At 68.1% G+C, this 16,509-nt stretch carries 13 protein-coding genes; 8 read left to right on the top strand and 5 right to left on the bottom strand.

Annotated elements, in window-relative coordinates:
* Window positions 1-70 precede the first annotated feature (70 nt).
* The 3 genes from AC1DGD_RS11870 to AC1DGD_RS11860 all read left to right on the top strand — a co-directional run bounded on the left by AC1DGD_RS11870 (window position 71) and on the right by AC1DGD_RS11860 (window position 2,546).
* Window positions 71-460, top strand: coding sequence for a DUF488 domain-containing protein (locus AC1DGD_RS11870; protein WP_476856916.1), 390 nt, complete (start codon window positions 71-73; stop codon window positions 458-460).
* A 27-nt stretch (window positions 461-487) separates the two neighbouring features.
* Window positions 488-1,279 (top strand): SDR family oxidoreductase, encoded by a 792-nt coding sequence (locus tag AC1DGD_RS11865; protein WP_223917446.1) that lies wholly within the window; start codon window positions 488-490, stop codon window positions 1,277-1,279.
* Between the two features lie 172 nt (window positions 1,280-1,451).
* A complete protein-coding gene (locus AC1DGD_RS11860) occupies window positions 1,452-2,546 on the top strand; it encodes a glycerophosphodiester phosphodiesterase (RefSeq protein ID WP_476856915.1) in 1,095 nt (364 codons plus the stop codon).
* Here AC1DGD_RS11860 and AC1DGD_RS11855 read toward each other — a convergent pair.
* Window positions 2,543-3,604, bottom strand: a complete 1,062-nt coding sequence (locus AC1DGD_RS11855; RefSeq protein WP_476856914.1) for an endonuclease/exonuclease/phosphatase family protein — start codon at window positions 3,602-3,604, stop codon at window positions 2,543-2,545. The two genes, AC1DGD_RS11860 and AC1DGD_RS11855, sit on opposite strands and share 4 nt — an antisense overlap.
* 444 nt (window positions 3,605-4,048) lie before the next feature.
* Here AC1DGD_RS11855 and ileS point away from each other — a divergent pair, with 444 nt between their 5' ends.
* The 4 genes from ileS (at window position 4,049) to ndk (ending at window position 9,719) form a co-directional block, all read left to right on the top strand.
* The gene (ileS, locus tag AC1DGD_RS11850) at window positions 4,049-7,411 is read left to right on the top strand and encodes an isoleucine--tRNA ligase (protein WP_476856913.1); all 3,363 of its coding nucleotides are present in this window, start codon (window positions 4,049-4,051) and stop codon (window positions 7,409-7,411) included.
* 3 nt (window positions 7,412-7,414) lie between these two features.
* Window positions 7,415-8,773: a bifunctional folylpolyglutamate synthase/dihydrofolate synthase gene (locus AC1DGD_RS11845; RefSeq protein ID WP_476856912.1), complete on the top strand. Its 1,359-nt coding sequence runs from the start codon at window positions 7,415-7,417 to the stop codon at window positions 8,771-8,773.
* Window positions 8,774-8,776: 3 nt separating this feature from the next.
* Window positions 8,777-9,232, top strand: a complete 456-nt coding sequence (locus AC1DGD_RS11840) for a DUF4233 domain-containing protein (protein WP_476856911.1) — start codon at window positions 8,777-8,779, stop codon at window positions 9,230-9,232.
* 73 nt (window positions 9,233-9,305) lie between these two features.
* A complete protein-coding gene (gene ndk / locus AC1DGD_RS11835; RefSeq protein WP_018773361.1) occupies window positions 9,306-9,719 on the top strand; it encodes a nucleoside-diphosphate kinase in 414 nt (137 codons plus the stop codon).
* A gap of 142 nt (window positions 9,720-9,861) precedes the next feature.
* Here the strand turns inward: ndk and AC1DGD_RS11830 are convergent, their stop codons facing one another.
* The 4 genes from AC1DGD_RS11830 to AC1DGD_RS11815 form a co-directional block, all read right to left on the bottom strand.
* A complete protein-coding gene (locus AC1DGD_RS11830; RefSeq protein WP_476856910.1) occupies window positions 9,862-10,350 on the bottom strand; it encodes a hypothetical protein in 489 nt (162 codons plus the stop codon).
* A 173-nt stretch (window positions 10,351-10,523) separates the two neighbouring features.
* Window positions 10,524-11,246 carry a dienelactone hydrolase family protein gene (locus AC1DGD_RS11825; RefSeq protein WP_476856909.1) on the bottom strand — a complete coding sequence of 241 codons (723 nt, stop codon included), beginning with the start codon at window positions 11,244-11,246 and terminating at the stop codon, window positions 10,524-10,526.
* A gap of 64 nt (window positions 11,247-11,310) precedes the next feature.
* A complete protein-coding gene (locus AC1DGD_RS11820) occupies window positions 11,311-11,856 on the bottom strand; it encodes a flavodoxin domain-containing protein (protein WP_476856908.1) in 546 nt (181 codons plus the stop codon).
* A gap of 165 nt (window positions 11,857-12,021) precedes the next feature.
* The gene (locus tag AC1DGD_RS11815) at window positions 12,022-12,693 is read right to left on the bottom strand and encodes a vitamin K epoxide reductase family protein (RefSeq protein ID WP_028277864.1); all 672 of its coding nucleotides are present in this window, start codon (window positions 12,691-12,693) and stop codon (window positions 12,022-12,024) included.
* Between the two features lie 482 nt (window positions 12,694-13,175).
* Here AC1DGD_RS11815 and AC1DGD_RS11810 point away from each other — a divergent pair, with 482 nt between their 5' ends.
* Window positions 13,176-16,445, top strand: coding sequence for an Rne/Rng family ribonuclease (locus AC1DGD_RS11810; protein ID WP_476856907.1), 3,270 nt, complete (start codon window positions 13,176-13,178; stop codon window positions 16,443-16,445).
* The last annotated feature ends 64 nt before the right edge of the window (window positions 16,446-16,509 follow it).

Raw genomic sequence — 16,509 nt, 5'->3', positions numbered from 1 at the left:
ACGGGATGCGGCCGGCGGCGGGATCTCCGGGTGTGGGCGCCGCCCAAGTAACGTGAAGTAGCATGCGCAGATGGGCAATTCTCAGGGTAATTCTGCCGGAACCTTCGTGATCAAGCGCATCTACGACGACCCTTCCGACGACGACGGCTGCCGGGTCCTGGTGGACCGGCTCTGGCCCCGCGGAGTCAGCAAGGAACGGGCCCACCTGGAGCTCTGGCTCAAGGACGTGGCACCGTCTGCACCGCTGCGCAAGGAATTCGGGCACATGCAGGAACGGTTCGCGGACTTCCGGGCGGCCTACGAAGCCGAGCTCGAGGGCAACCCGGCCGTGCAGACGCTGTACGGACTCGCGGCGGAGCACGGGAAAGTGACGCTGCTGTTCGGTGCACGGGACCCGGAGACCAACCATGCCCGGGTGCTGCAGGAGTTCCTGGAGCACGGCAGCAGCAGCAGGAAATGAGCCCGGCATTGCCGTTACTGTGGTGCCATGACTGAGGGAATCGACAACAACACACAAGAATTCACTGCAGCAGGAGCCAAAGCAGCAGTAGTCACCGGCGCCAGCACCGGAATCGGCGAGGCCACGGTGCGTGCGCTCCGCAAGGAAGGCTGGACCGTGTTCGCCGTCGCCCGCCGTGCCGACCGGCTCGAAGCGCTCGCCGCCGAAACCGGCGCCGTCGCCCTTCCCGCCGATGTGACCGACGACGCCGATGTGGCCCGGCTGCTCGATGAGGTGACCCGCGCCGGCGGCATCGACACGCTGATCAACATCGCCGGTGGTGCCCGCGGCGCCGACAAGGTCGCCGGGGCCAAAACCGAGGACTGGGAATGGATGTTCCAGGTCAACGTGCTGGGCAGCATGAAGCTGATCCGCGCGTTCCTGCCCATGCTGCGTGCCTGCGGCGAGGGAACCGTGCTGAACCTGACCTCCACGGCCGGGCTCGCGGCCTATGAGGGCGGCGGCGGCTACAACGCGGCCAAGTTCGCCCAGCACGCCCTGACCGGCGCCCTGCGGCTCGAAGAGGCCGAGCACAACCTCCGCGTGATCGAGGTGGCCCCCGGGCTGGTGCAGACCGAGGAATTCGCCCTGAACCGCCTCGGCGACCAGGACGCGGCGGCCAAGGTGTACCAGGGAGTCGAGAAGCCACTGACCGCCGAGGACGTGGCCGATGTGGTCCGCTACGCCGTCGTCGCGCCGCACCACATCAACCTGGACCAGATCGTGATCCGCCCGGTGGCGCAGGCGGCCAACTACAAGCTGATCCGCAAGAACCAGTAGGGCGGGGCCAGGAGCGGGGCCAAGGGCGGGGCAAGGGGCCGGGACATCCGGCTGCGACACCTGACGTTCACCGAGGCGTGGGGCGCAGGTCAGGCTGCGCTGGTCCGGAGTTGGCCGGGGTTGGGCAAGGTGGCGCATGCAACTGCACACCACCAGAGTGGAGAACTTTCCCATGCGAACCCCGACGAAGCTCGGCGCTGCCGTACTCAGCGCAGCCCTGCTCCTCGCCGCCGCTGCCCAGGCAAACGCTGCCCAGGCAAACGCTGCCCAGGCAAACGCCGCCGAGGCCCACGCGGCCGACACGAACCCCAACAGCCAGGGCAACCACTTTGACCTCGAGGCCCATCGAGGCGGCATCGGCTTGACTGTCGAGTCAACCCTGGCGTCCTTCGCCAAGGGGATCGAGACCGGCGTTTCCACCCTCGAACTGGACCTCCAGATCACCAAGGACGGCCACGAGGTCATCACCCACGACCGCAAGATCAGCGGCCAGAAGTGCCTGGATACGGCTCCTGTCACTCCGAACGACCCACAGTTCCCCTACGTGGGCAAATACATCAAGGACCTGACGTTCGCGCAGGTCCGCAGCCTGGACTGCGGCACCCTCACGCTGCCCCAGTTCCCGGGCCAGGTGGCCTCGCCGGGCGCCAAGATGCCCACGCTGGCCGAGGTCTTCGCCCTGGCGGACTCGCACCGCGCCAGCCAGGTGAAGTTCAACATCGAAACCAAGGTCGAGGCAGGGGCGCCGCAGGAAACGGCCCCGCGGGAGCAGTTCGTCGACGTCGCGCTCCGCGAAATCAAGGCCGCCCACATGCAGAGCCGAGTCTCAATCGAGAGTTTCGACTGGGGCTCACTGCGCCTGGTCCAGCAGCGCGATCCCCAGATCCGCACCGTGGCCCTGACCAACAAGGACTTCCTCCAGGCAGGCCAGCCCGGCAAGTCGCCGTGGCTGGGCGGTATCGACGCCGATGACTTCGGCGGTGACCTCGTCGCCGCAGCCTCGTCCCTGGGCTTCGACGCCATCTCTCCCGTGCACGGCACGCCGCAGGACGGCGCCGTGACGGATCCGGGCTATGTTCCCTACGTCACCGCCGACATGGTCCGCCGTGCCCATGCGGCAGGCATGCAGGTCATTCCGTGGACCGTTGATGACAAGCCCACCATGCGGGCGCTCATCGGTGCCGGCGTGGACGGGCTGATCACGGATTACCCGGACCGGCTCCGGGACGTGATGGCCGAGTCCGGCATGAAACTGCCGCGCAGCTAGTCCGCCGCGGGGACGGACAACGTGGCCAGGACCGCCGCGTGGTCCGTCCCGGCCACCGGCAGCACGGCATAGCCGCTGCTGCCCACCTGCGGGCTGGTCACGATGTGGTCGATCACCACGCCCGGCAGCGGGGGCCCGGCCATCGGCCAGGTCGGAACCAGCCGTGCCAGGGCGGCGGCGCCCGCGTCGACGCGGGGGCCGCCGGGCCCGGTGCCGTCAGGGCCCTGAAGGATCTGGCGGAACTCGGCGTGGTCGAGGGTGGCGTTGAAGTCGCCCAGCAGCAGCATGCTGCCGGGACGGGCGGCAAGGCGGCCCAGGGCAGCCAATTCACTCCGCCACTGCCCGGCCCGGCCCCACACCGGAGCCTTGGTGTGCACGTTGGTCACGGTGAGGGGGGCCGGCCGGCCGCCGGCGTCGAGCTCCAGCTGCACCGTTGGCATGTGGAAGGCGGAACCGTCCACGGAGTCCACCGGAATGATCGGGCGTGAGGAGTACACGGCGCCGCCGCCCGCGCCGTCCCTCGAGCGGCTGATCCGGTGCGGAAGCAGCGCGTCCAGCCCCTCCGCGTCCAGCCATTTTTCCAGGTCCGGGGAGAGTTCCTGGACGGCAAGGAGCCCGACACCGTTTTCACGCACCAGCCGGACAACTTCCGCGGCGTCCGCCTGGCCTTTCCAGGCGTTGAGGCTCATGACCGTCAGTTCCGCCGTCGGCGCCGGGGCTGTGGACCGTGCCTGCCCCGTGCTCCGTTGCTCGCCAGGCAGCGAATCCGCCTGCCGGGGCAGAAGCCTGTCCGCCACCCGGTCCGGCGGGAACAGCCACAGCAGCTGGAGGGCCAGGAGGGCGCCGGCCGGGAGGGCCGCCCAGGGACGCCGCCCCGGCAGCGCGAGCAGGAGGGCCGCGCCCGCAGGGAGCGCGAACCAGGGCGTGAAGGCCACGAGCTGGACCACCGGGGCCGGCCAGGGCCCCGGGACCGCCCGGAAGATGGATACCACCGCAACGGGCGCGGCGCAGAGGACAGAGGACACCTGCCACCGGCGGCTGGCGCTGCGGCGCTTCACGGGTAGGCCCGGGGCGGCCGGGGGACGGTCATGGCATGAGTCTATGCAGTCGGACCGCCGGCGTCGCCCCTCACAGCGGAGTTAGTAGCTGTGAAATGCAGTCGCACTGCCCGTCACTGCAGCGGGGCAGTGAAACGCACTATTTTCTCCGGTACCATCGACGTAGCAGCTTTGACCCGGCCATCACCGGTGAGCTTCCGGAAGAACACCCTCGCGTGAGGTGGAGATTTAGTCGCCACGGTGCGTGCACGGGCCAGTAGAACCGGACGGGTAAGCCCGTCACAGCAGTAATGAGCGGCCGACGCCGGTGCAGAACCCTTCGCGAAGGGGAGCGGACCGGTGGCGGTAAGTGAGGTGGTACCGCGGTCCGTGGTGTCGGAAGACAACAGGGCCGTCCTCGCATCCTGAATGCATGTGTTCACCAGCTCAACCCAGGATGTCGAGATGACTTATTACCCCAAGGCCTCCGCCACAGGCGCCGGCTCCACCACCTCTGCGTCAAACGCGGCTTCCAACGCAGTTTCCAACACCTCCGGTGTGTCTGCCTCCGTGAAGTTCCCGGAGATCGAAGAGCGCATCCTCAAATACTGGGACCAGGACGGCACCTTCCAGGCGAGCATCGACCAGCGGGATGCTGGTCAGGACGGGTCCAACGAGTTCGTCTTCTACGACGGCCCGCCCTTCGCCAACGGCCTGCCGCACTACGGCCACCTCCTGACCGGCTACGCCAAAGACCTCGTGGGCCGCTACCAGACCCAGCGCGGCCGCCGCGTGGAGCGCCGCTTCGGCTGGGACACCCACGGCCTGCCCGCCGAGCTGGAAGCCATGAAGCAGCTGGGCATGACGGACAAGACCCAGATCGAGGCCATGGGCATCGACAAGTTCAACGACGCCTGCCGCGCCTCCGTCATGAAGTACGCCGACGAATGGAAGAGCTACGTCACCCGCCAGGCGCGCTGGGTGGACTTCGAAAACGACTACAAGACGCTCAACGTCGAGTACATGGAGTCCGTGCTCTGGGCCTTCAAGCAGCTGCACGAAAAAGGCCTGACCTACAACGGCTACCGCGTCCTGCCGTACTGCTGGAAGGACGAGACGCCGCTGTCCAACCATGAGCTGCGCATGGACGACGACGTCTACAAGAACCGCCAGGACCAGACCGTCACGGTCACGTTCCCCATCACGGCAGGGGACTCGGAGCTGTCCAGGCAGCTCGCCGGGGTACAGGCACTTGCCTGGACCACCACGCCCTGGACGCTGCCCACCAACCTGGCTCTCGCCGTCGGGCCCGACATCAGCTACGTGGTCCTGCCGGCCGGCCCGCACGGGATCAAGGCCGCCGCGGCCGACGCCCCCGTCACGGGCAGCTTCCTGCTCGCCGCGGACCTCCTGGCCGCCTACGCCAAGGACCTCGGCTACGGCGACGGGGCCGAGGGCGCCGCCGCCGCGGAAGCCGCCATCACCTCCCGCCACACAGGCGCCGAGCTCAACGGCCTGAGCTACGAGCCGCTCTGGGACTACTTCCACGACGCCGAAAAGTACGGCACCGAGAACGCCTGGCGCTTCCTCGTGGCCGACTATGTCACCACCACCGACGGCACCGGCATCGTCCACCAGGCTCCCGCTTACGGCGAAGACGACCAGAAGATCTGTGAAGAGGCCGGCATCCCCGTTGTCCTCTCGGTCGACGAAGGCGCAAAGTTCCTGCCGCTCTTCGGCCACGGCGACCTCGCCGAAATCGCCGGGCTGCAGGTATTCGAGGCCAACAAGCCCATCACCCAGGTGCTCCGCGCCCAGGGCCGCCTGGTCCGCCAGGCCAGCTACGAGCACAGCTACCCGCACTGCTGGCGCTGCCGCAACCCGCTGATCTACCGCGCCGTGTCCTCCTGGTACGTCGAGGTCACCAAGTTCAAGGACCGCATGTCCGAGCTCAACCAGGACATCAACTGGATCCCGGGCAACGTCAAGGACGGCCAGTTCGGCAAGTGGCTCGCCAACGCCCGCGACTGGTCCATCAGCCGCAACCGCTACTGGGGCAGCCCCATCCCCGTCTGGCAGTCCACCGACCCGGACTACCCGCGCACCGACGTCTACGGCTCCCTGGCCGAGATCGAGGCCGACTTCGGCCGCCTGCCGCTGAACAAGGCCGGCCAGGTGGACCTGCACCGGCCGTTCATCGACGAGCTCACCCGCCCGAACCCGGATGACCCCCGCACTCCGGAAGAAGGCCAGTCCGTGATGCGCCGCGTCGAGGACGTCCTGGACGTCTGGTTCGACTCCGGTTCCATGCCCTACGGCCAGGTCCACTACCCGTTCCAGAACGAGGAATGGTTCGACACGCACAACCCGGCGGACTTCATCGTCGAGTACATCGGCCAGACACGCGGCTGGTTCTACATGCTGCACATCCTTTCCACCGCGCTGTTCGACCGTCCGGCCTTCCGCAACGTCATCAGCCACGGCATCGTGCTGGGTTCGGACGGGCAGAAGATGTCCAAGAGCCTGCGCAACTACCCGGACGTCTCCGAGGTCCTGGACCGCGACGGCTCCGACGCCATGCGCTGGTTCCTGATGTCCAGCCCGATCCTGCGCGGCGGCAACCTCGTGGTCACCGAGCAGGGCATCCGCGACGGCGTCCGCCAGGTCATACTGCCGCTGTGGAACGTTTACAGTTTCTTCACGCTGTACACGAACGCGGCAGATGGCGGGCGCGGGTACGACGCGAAGCTCCGCTACGACGGCTACGCCGACACCCTGGACCAGTACCTCATGGCCAACACCGGGGACCTGGTCCGGAACATGACCGCCCAGCTGGACAGCTACGACATCTCCGGCGCCTGCGACGAGCTGCGCAGCTACCTGGACATGCTCACCAACTGGTACGTCCGCCGCAGCCGCCAGCGCTTCTTCGACGAGAGTGTGGACGCCTTCGACGCGCTCTACACCGCGCTGGAGACCGTCACCCGCGTGGCCGCCTCTCTGCTGCCGCTGATCTCCGAGGAGATCTGGCGCGGCCTCACCGGCGGGCGTTCCGTGCACCTGGCCGACTGGCCGGATGCCGGACTGTTCCCGGCCAACCCGGGCCTGGTCGAGGCGATGGACCGGGTGCAGCAGATCTGCTCCACCGGCTCCTCGCTGCGCAAGGCCGCGAACCTGCGCGTGCGCCTGCCGCTGCAGGAACTCACGGTCGTGGCACCGGGCGCGGACGCGCTGGGCGGCTTCGCCGCCGTCGTCGCCGATGAACTGAACCTGCGCTCGGTCCGCCTGCTGGACGCCGAGAGCGCCTCCCCGGAGGAGTTCGGCATCGAGCAGAAGCTCGTGGTCAATGCCCGGGCCGCCGGCCCGCGCCTGGGCAAGAACGTCCAGCAGGCCATCAAGGGCTCCAAGTCCGGCGACTGGTCGGTCAGCGACGCCGGGGTGGTCACCGCCGGCGGCCTCGACCTCGAACCGCAGGAGTACACCCTGGAAACCGTCGTGGCCGAGGCCGCGGAAGGCGAAGGCTCACGCGCGGCCGCCGTGCTTCCCGGCGGCGGCTTCGTGGTCCTCAACACCGAGGTCACCCCGGAACTGGAGGCCGAGGGCCTGGCCCGTGACATGGTCCGCGCCATCCAGCAGGCCCGCAAGGACGCCGGACTCAATGTCAGCGACCGGATCAGCACGTCCGTCACGGCGAAGCAGGACGTCGTCGAGGCGCTGCTGGCCAACGCGGAGCTGGTCAAGACCGAAACCCTGACCGTCGAGCTGGAAACCCTGGCGGCCGACATCAAGGACCCACAGGTCAGCGTTGCCAAGAAAGTTGGAGCCTAAACCATGACCGATGAATTCTCCGTTGAAAGCGTCTACGCCGAGCTCCTGGGCCGGGCGCCGGAAAACAAAATGGAGCCGCGGCTCGCCCCGCTGCACCGGGCCATGGAAATCCTGGGGGAGCCCAACAAGGCGTTCCCGATCATCCACGTCACCGGCACCAACGGCAAGACCTCCACGGCCCGGATGATCGAGGCCGGGCTGCGCGCCCACGGCCTGAGCACCGGCCGCTACACGAGCCCGCACCTGTCCAAGGTCACCGAGCGGATCAGCATCGACGGCGCCCCGGTGCCGGATGAGACGTTCGTCCGGATCTGGGACGAGATCCGTCCCTACCTGCAGATCGTGGACGGCGAACTCGAGGCGGCGGGCCAGCCCCGGCTGACCTACTTCGAGTGCCTGACCATCCTGGGCTTCGCGGTCTTCGCTGACCAGCCGGTCAACGTCGCCGTGATCGAAGTGGGCCTGGGCGGCATCACCGACGCCACGAACGTCGGCGATGGCCAGGTGGCCGTCGTCACCCCGATCTCGCTGGACCACACCGATCTGCTGGGCGACACCACCGGGGACATCGCCTACGAGAAGGCCGGCATCATCAAGCCCGGCAGCTTCCTCATCAGCGCGGCGCAGCCGGTCGACGCGGCCCAGGTCCTGCTGGAAAAGGCCAAAGAGGTCAACGTGCCGTTCCGCTTCGAGGGCGTGGAGTTCGGCGTCGAATCCCGCACCGTCGCGGTCGGCGGCCAGATGGTCACCATCCAGGGCATCGCCGGACGCTACGAGGACCTGCTGGTGCCGCTGCACGGCGCGCACCAGGCCGAGAACGCCGCCGTCGCCATTGCTGCGCTGGAAGCGTTCTTTGGCGGGGAAAAGGCGATCGACGCCGAGATCCTGCAGGAGGCCTTCGCCTCCGTCACCTCCCCGGGTCGGCTTGAGGTGGTCCGCACCGCGCCGACCATCATCGTGGACGCGGCCCACAACCCGGAGGGCATCCGGGTCTCCGCCGAGGCCATCCACGAGGCCTTCAACTTCACCAAGCTGGTGGTGGTGGTCGGCGTGCTGCGGGAGAAGGATGCCGAGGAGATCCTGCGCCAGCTCAAGGAATCCCTGGGCGGCCTCGCCACCGAATACTGCTTCACCCAGTCCAACTCGCCCCGGGCCGTCCCGGCCGAGGACCTGGCCGAAATCGCGGTTGACCTGGGCTTCGGCGAGGAGAACATCCACGTCGCCGGGAAGCTCGATGATGCCCTCGAATGGGCCGTGGAACGGTCCGAAGCCGATGACGAGCCCGCCGGCGGGGTCCTCGTGACCGGTTCCATCACGCTCGTCGCGGACGCCCGGATCCTGCTCGGAAAGGCGGACGCTTAAGCGATGGCGAAGCTCACCAAAGCCCAGCGCGAATGGCGCCCGGGCATGCCCAAAAAACGACGGTCGACGAAGGTCATGTTCGCCTCCACGGTCCTGCTGCTGGAAGCGTTCGTGGTGCTCTTCGGCACACTGGCCGTCTTTGGACTGCACCGGAACGAATACCCTGCGGCCCTGGTCTTCTCGGTCGGGATCGGCCTGTGCCTGGTCTTCGTCTTCACCTGCGCTGTCCTCTCGAAGCCGTGGGGAGTGGCCCTGGGCTGGGTCCTGCAGCTCGTGCTGATCCTGGGCGGCATCGTGGAACCGGCGATGTACCTCGTCGGCGCGCTCTTCGCCGTCGCGTGGTGGTACGGGATCCGGACCGGCATCCGGATTGACCGGGAAGCTGCCCAGCGGGAGCGCGAGCAGGCCGACTGGGATGCCGCCCACCCCCAGGGCCCCGCGCCGGGAAAGAGCGCCTGAACCTCCATCCCGGGCACCTGGCCCGAACCCCGTAGACTTGACCCAAATCCCACCCCAACACATTGGAGCAGCTGTGAGCATTGAGCGCACCCTCGTCCTGATCAAGCCCGACGGCGTCGCCCGCAACCTGTCCGGCGCCATCCTGAGCCGGATCGAAGCCAAGGGCTACACCCTGGCCGAGCTCAAGAAAGTCGATGCAAGCCGCGAACTGCTGGAGCAGCACTACGAGGAGCACGTCGGCAAGCCGTTCTACGAGCCGCTGGTTGAGTTCATGCTCAGCGGCCCCGTGGTCGCCGCGATCTTCGAGGGCCACCGCGTGATCGAGGGCTTCCGCACCCTCGCCGGCACCACGGACCCGACGACGGCGGCGCCCGGTACCATCCGCGGCGACTTCGGCCGCGACTGGGGCCTGAAGGTCCAGCAAAACCTGGTCCACGGCTCGGATTCGGCGGAATCCGCCGAGCGCGAGATCAAGATCTGGTTCTAGCCCGAATTTCGGGACGCCCTCCGCCAGCGAGGGGACGGTTAAGGCCAATGTTCGTACCGGACATTGGCCTTAACCGTCCCCTCGCCGTTTGGGACCTCGCGGCGGGTGGGGCTTCGCTGCGTGCTCCGGGTCCGGAGACCTCTCATCGGCTGGCGAGGCGCACTAGATTCGAGAACTGACGGGTCTGCATGACCCAGTGCGCGGGCTCCAGCATGGCAATGCTCATGATAGGTTGCAGCCATTGTGGCCGTAGCGACCAGTACCCGCTGACCACCAGCCGGGTGCGCTCACCCGCGGCCTCCCGCAGCTCGAAGCCCCAGAGCGAGTCGGTGCAATAGCGCGGCCGGGTTCGTGCCGGGTCGAAGGGACGCCCGCGGAGATCGACCGACATACGCAGGCCCAGGAACCTCTCGGGTTCAAGCGCCGCGACCGCCCACCACTCGCTGCCGTCGGGCTTCGCCGCCAGACGGTCACCGATGGCGATGTCCTGCCACTCCGGATGGATGCGCCCTGCGCTGCGGCGCCCGAAATTATCGAGACGGTCCCAGCTGTACCAGCCGGCGCGATCCGTTCCCATCTGCACCAGCCAGGGCCACACGCGGGAAGGGGGCGCATCGATGGTCACCGCCATGGTCGCGCTTCGGGTGCTGCCCGGAATCAACCCGGCGCCCGGGTAAGGTCCCCGCGCTTCGTCAACGGTCGCACCCCAGCGAAGCAGGCGTGGCCGCGCAACGGCCAGGTATCCGGTGGTGAAAACGGCCACGGCACCCGCTGCCAGCAGGGATCCCCTCGGTGCAGGGTGCATCATCGCGCTTCCCCCTCAGTGATCAGGTGTTCCCGGAAGAACCCGAGGATGCGCAGGCGCGCGTCCTCGGCGGAGGGCTCGTGGTAACCGGCAGCGACCAGCTTCGCGAGCAACTTGTCCCCGAACGTGAGGTCCGACGGGCCATGCCTGTTGAGGAAGCCGTGACCGGCGTCGGGATAGACCTTGATGTCATGCTCTATTCCGGCCTCGGCGAGCAGCGGCTCCAGACGCGCCGGCACCTTGCGCACTCCGGGCCAGCGGTCCCTGGCGCCGTAGCTGCCAACGATGGGACAGGCGCGGGGCATTGCGCGGGCGGTCTCGTCATCCAGTCCGCCGTAGTTGACGCTTGCCGCGGCGAAGTCATGGTCCGGGGCCAGCATGAGGGCGAACCCGCCGCCCATACAGAAACCGATCACGCCGATCCGGCCGGTGCAGCCGTCCTGTCCGGCCAGCCAGGCGCGGGTGACGTCCAGGTCACCGAGGGGCCGCCAGCCGCGGATGAGGGACCACAAGCAGGCCGTCCTGGTGCCCCAGTAAAACAGGTCAGGTGCCACGGCGAGGAACCCCTCGCCGGCCAGCCAGTCGGCCTGGTCTCTGGTGTCACGGCTCAGGCCGAGTGCGTCGTGGATGACGACGACGCCGGGCCACGGACCGGTACCGGCCGGCGTCGCCGCGTAGGCAGGCATGTCCCCTCGTTCGGCGTGAATGCTCACAACGGTCATGGGTCCTCCCGTGCACGCCCCACCGAGCCGGGCGCCGCGGCCGGGATGCGCAGTCCCGACGGCATTAGCCTGTGATGCTGCCTGAAGACGTGGACGAAGCAGGTTTAGCGAGTTGGGCCGTAATCTGATCCGTCCATTCGTCGACTGCCGCCCAGTCCCGCAAATCCCCAAATCGGCCGCCGGTGAGCCGGAACAACACCCGGAGCGGTGCCGGCATCTGGCCTGCCTGGTAGACGCCGGAGAAGAGTTTGTGGCCTCGAAGTGGAACTTCTTTGATCAGGACTTCTGCCAGACGTTCCTGTTGCAGTGCCGCGCCGCGCCGGCGTATGGGCTTGGGCAGCGCATCCGCCATCCCTACACTGAAGGCCCAGACGGGCCGACTGGCCAACTCGCGGGCGTGGTGTTTGAAGAACAGCAAAGCCGGGGGCAGCCAGGCCTGGTTGTGGACGGCGCTGCCGACGACGACAGCCTCATAGCGGGAGAGGGCCCCGACGTCCTCCACGGACCGGCACTCTACCTCGCCCAGTGCACCCGCCATGCGGGATGCCATATGTTGTGCCATCTCCCGGGTGGAGCCCAGGGCGCTTGCGTAGGCAATTAGAACAGTCATCAAGAGGCCTCCGGTCTTCCTTCCTCCAGCCTTATGTAACCTGCGCGCGCGGGGTCGTGCCATAAGTCCCGACATGGGCCCGGACCCTCTCACCGAAGAGACGGCTAAGGCCAATGCCCAGCGCGAGCATTGGCCTTAACTGTCTCTTCGATGCGGTTGGGCCGTTTAGTAGCCGGAGGTTCCGATGAAAACCTGGATGAAGGCGAAGAAGATCGTCGCGACGACGGCGACGTACAGCAGCGCCGTAATGATCCAGCCGGAGTCGCCGATCACCTTGGTGGGACCGGCGGGCAGGGCAATCACGCCGTGGGAGATGTTCCGGACGCTCACCCAGACGAACAGCGGGATCATCACGGCCCAGACGATCATGCAGAACGGGCAGAGGATGTGGATGGCGTACAGGGCCTGGGACCAGAGCCAGACCACGAACGCGAAGCCCAGCGTCACGCCCGCCTGGAGCCCCAGCCAATACCACCGGGAAAACCGGGCGCCGGCGAGGATACCCATGGCCGTGGTGATGATCACGGCGAAGGCGACGATTCCGATGAACATATTGGGGAAGCCGAACACGGAACTCTGCGGTGTCTGCATGACCTGGCCGCAGGAGATCCACGGGTTCACGTCGCAGACCGTGACGTGGTTCGGGTCCTTCAGGACCTCCAGCTTCTCCAGCACCAGGGCCCCGGATGCGAGCCAGCCGATGACGCCGGTGATCAGCAGGAGCCAGGCGAACGGGCGGTCGCGGGTCATCGTGGGAAGGGGCCGCGCCGCGGGGGCCGGGCCGGAACCCGGTTGGTGCACGGTCGCGTCGCCGGCGGTGCTGGAGATGCTGGGCATGGAAATTGAGTCCTTTTTTAGTCGTCTTGACCGGGTGCTTCTTGCCCCGATTGTAACGCCGGAGGCTGAGCAGCGCCGGAGAACGGCCCCGGCCGCCGCGCCCGGCCGCACCTGTTGCACTTCCGGCCCCGCCTGCCCCTGCTTTCACGGCTCCTGTGAGACAATGATCGTGGCTGGAACCCGATCCACATCCGGATTCCGGTCCGGCGATTTTGTTTCAAGACCGCCAATGATGAGCAGGGAGCTGCGGATCCTCTGATTCCAGCTGTCCCGCAATGCCATTGGACGGCACCTGGTTGTGGCGTGTAGGTCAACGGGTTCCAAAACAATCTCGCCGGCCCTCCAGGGCTGCCGCACCCCACTGCCGGTGCGAACCTGAGGGTATCCAATTGACTTCTGTCAATGCCTGCGGGTGTTGACGCATATTTGCCCCAAGGGGCGCCGAATGTGGCGGCGCATCAGGGGCAGGAGTGTCGCCACATATGGATAATGACCAGGTAGTAGCCGGAAACGAAGAACTAGTAGTCACCGGGGAAGCGCAGGGAACTGCTGAAGCAGAGGCTCCGGTAGCGCCGAAGAGGGCCGTACGGACCCGCCGGAAGGCGCCCGTCGCCAAGGTCAACGCCGCGGAGGCGGCCGAGGCTGTCGCCGAAGCCGCGGCCCTGGCCGACGCGGCCGGTTCAGATGAGCCCGTCCGGGGCCGCCGTAAGCCGGCCAACGTCGAAGCAGCCGGATCTGAAACTGTTGAACCCGAAACTGCTGTATCTGAAACTGCTGCCGCCGGGACTGCGGCCAAGGCGCCCGCGCGGCGCACCCGGACCCGGAAAGCTGTAGCAGCCCCGGAACCGTTGCCTGCCTTCGCCGGCGATGCCGAAACCGGCGCACCTGCCGCGGCTGAGGGCCCCGCAGCAGCTGGCACTGACGCAACTGCCGCCGCAGAAGCCGCACAAACGGCCGCAGAGACGGTTGCAGAGAAGCCGGTCCGCCGCCGTGCCAGCCGTGCCAAGGCCGCCCCGAAGGCCGAAGAAGCACCCGCGGCAGTACTCCCGGCCGAAGAAGCCGCCGCTGCGGAAGCACCCACCGCGGAAGCCGCCGCAGCCCAGCCCGAAGAGCTGGAAGCCCGGCCCGAGGAAAGCCCGGCCGCGTCGCTGTTCATGGAACCGGGTGCCCTCACTTCCGTCATCTTCCAGGCCCCGGACCTGAGCACTGTGGTGCGTCCGGCCCCCGTTGCCGCCGCAGCAGCTGAGCCCGAGGACGAGGAAGGCGACGAGGACGAGGACGCCGGCAACCGCCGTCGGCGCCGCAGCCGCGGCCGGCGCGGCCGCACCCGCACCTCTGCCGAGTCCGACACCGAGTCGGAAGGCACCGAAGAAGAGGGCGACGAAGGCTCCGAGATAATCCTCGAAGACGGTGTGACCTCCCGCCGCCGCCGCCGCCGTCGCCGCGGGGACCAGGACCTGGAGCTGACCGGCGGGGAAGGCGACGATCCGCCCAACACGGTGACCCGCGTCCGTGCGCCGCGTGCGATGGCCGAGGCGCCGGTGAACAACCGCGTCACATCCGTCAAGGGCTCCACCCGCCTGGAAGCCAAGAAGCAGCGCCGCCGCGAATCCCGCGACACCGGCCGCCGCCGTACCGTCATCACCGAGGCCGAGTTCCTGGCCCGCCGCGAGTCCGTGGACCGTCAGATGATCGTCCGCCAGCGCGACGACAGAATCCAGATCGGTGTCCTTGAAGACGGCGTCCTGGCCGAGCACTTCGTGTCCAAGACCCAGCAGGACTCCCTGATCGGCAACGTCTACCTGGGCAAGGTCCAGAACGTGCTGCCCTCCATGGAGGCCGCTTTCGTGGACATCGGCCGCGGCCGCAACGCCGTGCTCTACGCCGGTGAAGTGAACTGGGAGTCCGTCAACCTCGAGGGCAAGCAGCGCCGCATCGAGAACGCGCTGAAGTCCGGCGACTCCGTGCTGGTCCAGGTCACCAAGGACCCGGTCGGCCACAAGGGCGCCCGTCTCACCAGCCAGATCTCGCTGCCCGGCCGGTACCTCGTGTACGTGCCCGGCGGTTCCATGACCGGCATCTCCCGCAAGCTGCCCGACGTCGAACGCAACCGCCTCAAGCGGATCCTCAAGGACCGCCTGCCCGAGGACGCGGGCGTCATTGTCCGCACCGCGGCCGAGGGAGCTTCCGAGGAAGAGCTGACGCACGACATCAACCGCCTCCGCGCGCAGTGGGAAGGCATCGAGAGCCAGTCGACGTCCACCAAGATCCTCGCCCCCGAGCTGCTCTACGGCGAACCTGACCTGACCATCAAGGTGGTCCGGGACGTCTTCAACGAGGACTTCTCCAAGCTGATCGTCTCCGGCGAGGAAGCCTGGGACACCATCGAGGCCTACGTCACCTACGTCGCACCGGACCTCGTGGGCCGGCTCGAGAAGTGGACCAAGGACACGGACATCTTCGCGGCCTGGCGCATCGACGAGCAGATCCACAAGGCCCTGGACCGGAAGGTCTTCCTGCCCTCGGGCGGTTCGCTCGTGATCGACCGCACCGAAGCCATGACCGTGGTGGACGTCAACACCGGCAAATTCACCGGCTCCGGCGGCAACCTCGAGGAAACCGTCACCAAGAACAACCTGGAAGCGGCCGAGGAAGTCGTCCGGCAGCTGCGCCTGCGCGACATTGGCGGCATCATCGTGATCGACTTCATCGACATGGTGCTCGAATCCAACCGCGACCTCGTGCTGCGCCGCATGGTGGAGTGCCTGGGCCGGGACCGGACCAAGCACCAGGTGGCCGAGGTGACCTCGCTGGGCCTCGTGCAGATGACCCGCAAGCGGATGGGCACCGGGCTGCTGGAAGTCTTCGGCGAACAGTGCGAAACATGTGCGGGCCGCGGCATCGTCACCCACGACGAGCCGGTGGAGCACCGCCGCGCCAACACGGTCGCCGCGGAGCACTATGTGCCGCGCACCGAGGCGCAGCCTGCTGCCCGCCCGGAACGCAAGAGCCGTCGCCGCGGCCGGGGAGGCCAGGGCGGAGAGACCGCGCCGGCCGCACCCGCGCCCGTCCACGCCGAACCCACCGAGGCCGAACGCCACGCCAAGGCCGAGGCCACCCGTGCCGCGCTGGCCAACATCGCTGCCGCAGCGCACGCCGCGCACCTGCACGACGGGGAGGCCGCCGCAGCCAGCGATGCCGGGGCCCGCCAGGCCGCCGTCGACGCCGTCACGCAGCTCGCAGCCGCCGACGAGGCAGCCGGCCGCCCCGCAACGGTGCTGACGTTTGGCGGCGAGCAGGTGGCCCTGCCCTTCGTCGAGCACGCGGAGGACGCGCCGTCACCGGCCCTGACCCTGGACCTGCTGACCGAGGCCTTCGCAAACCTGGGCGAAGCCGAGGCCGGCAAGCCGGACCAGGCCGCCGGCCTGGCGGCCGGTCAGGCAGCAGCTGTTGCCGCACCGGAAGCCACGGCGCCCGAGGCGCCGTCGGCCGTCCGCGCTGCGGAGGCGCCGGCGTCACGCACAGCTGACACCACGACGCTGCGCGGCCGCCGCGGGCGCCGCAACCGGAGTGCCAGCCGCGCCCAGGGCGCAGCCAACGAAACCTCCGTGGAGCACCGCGAGGCAACCCGGCCGGCCGCGGCCGGATCGGTCCACGAGGCCAAGGCTCCCGCTGCGGCCGGGCCTGCGTCCATCCCGGCCGGCAACGAGCCGATCATCCTCGGCGTCGGCGTGCCGGCGTCGGAGCTGTAGTCCTCCGCGACTGACCACGTCCCCGTCCGGTCATTATTTCGACTGGTCGGGCCGCGGGTCCGGG

The organism is Arthrobacter sp. 05T45, assembly GCF_056395875.1.
Note: the sequence above shows the minus strand (reverse complement) of the source record. Positions and strands in the feature narration are given on the sequence as shown.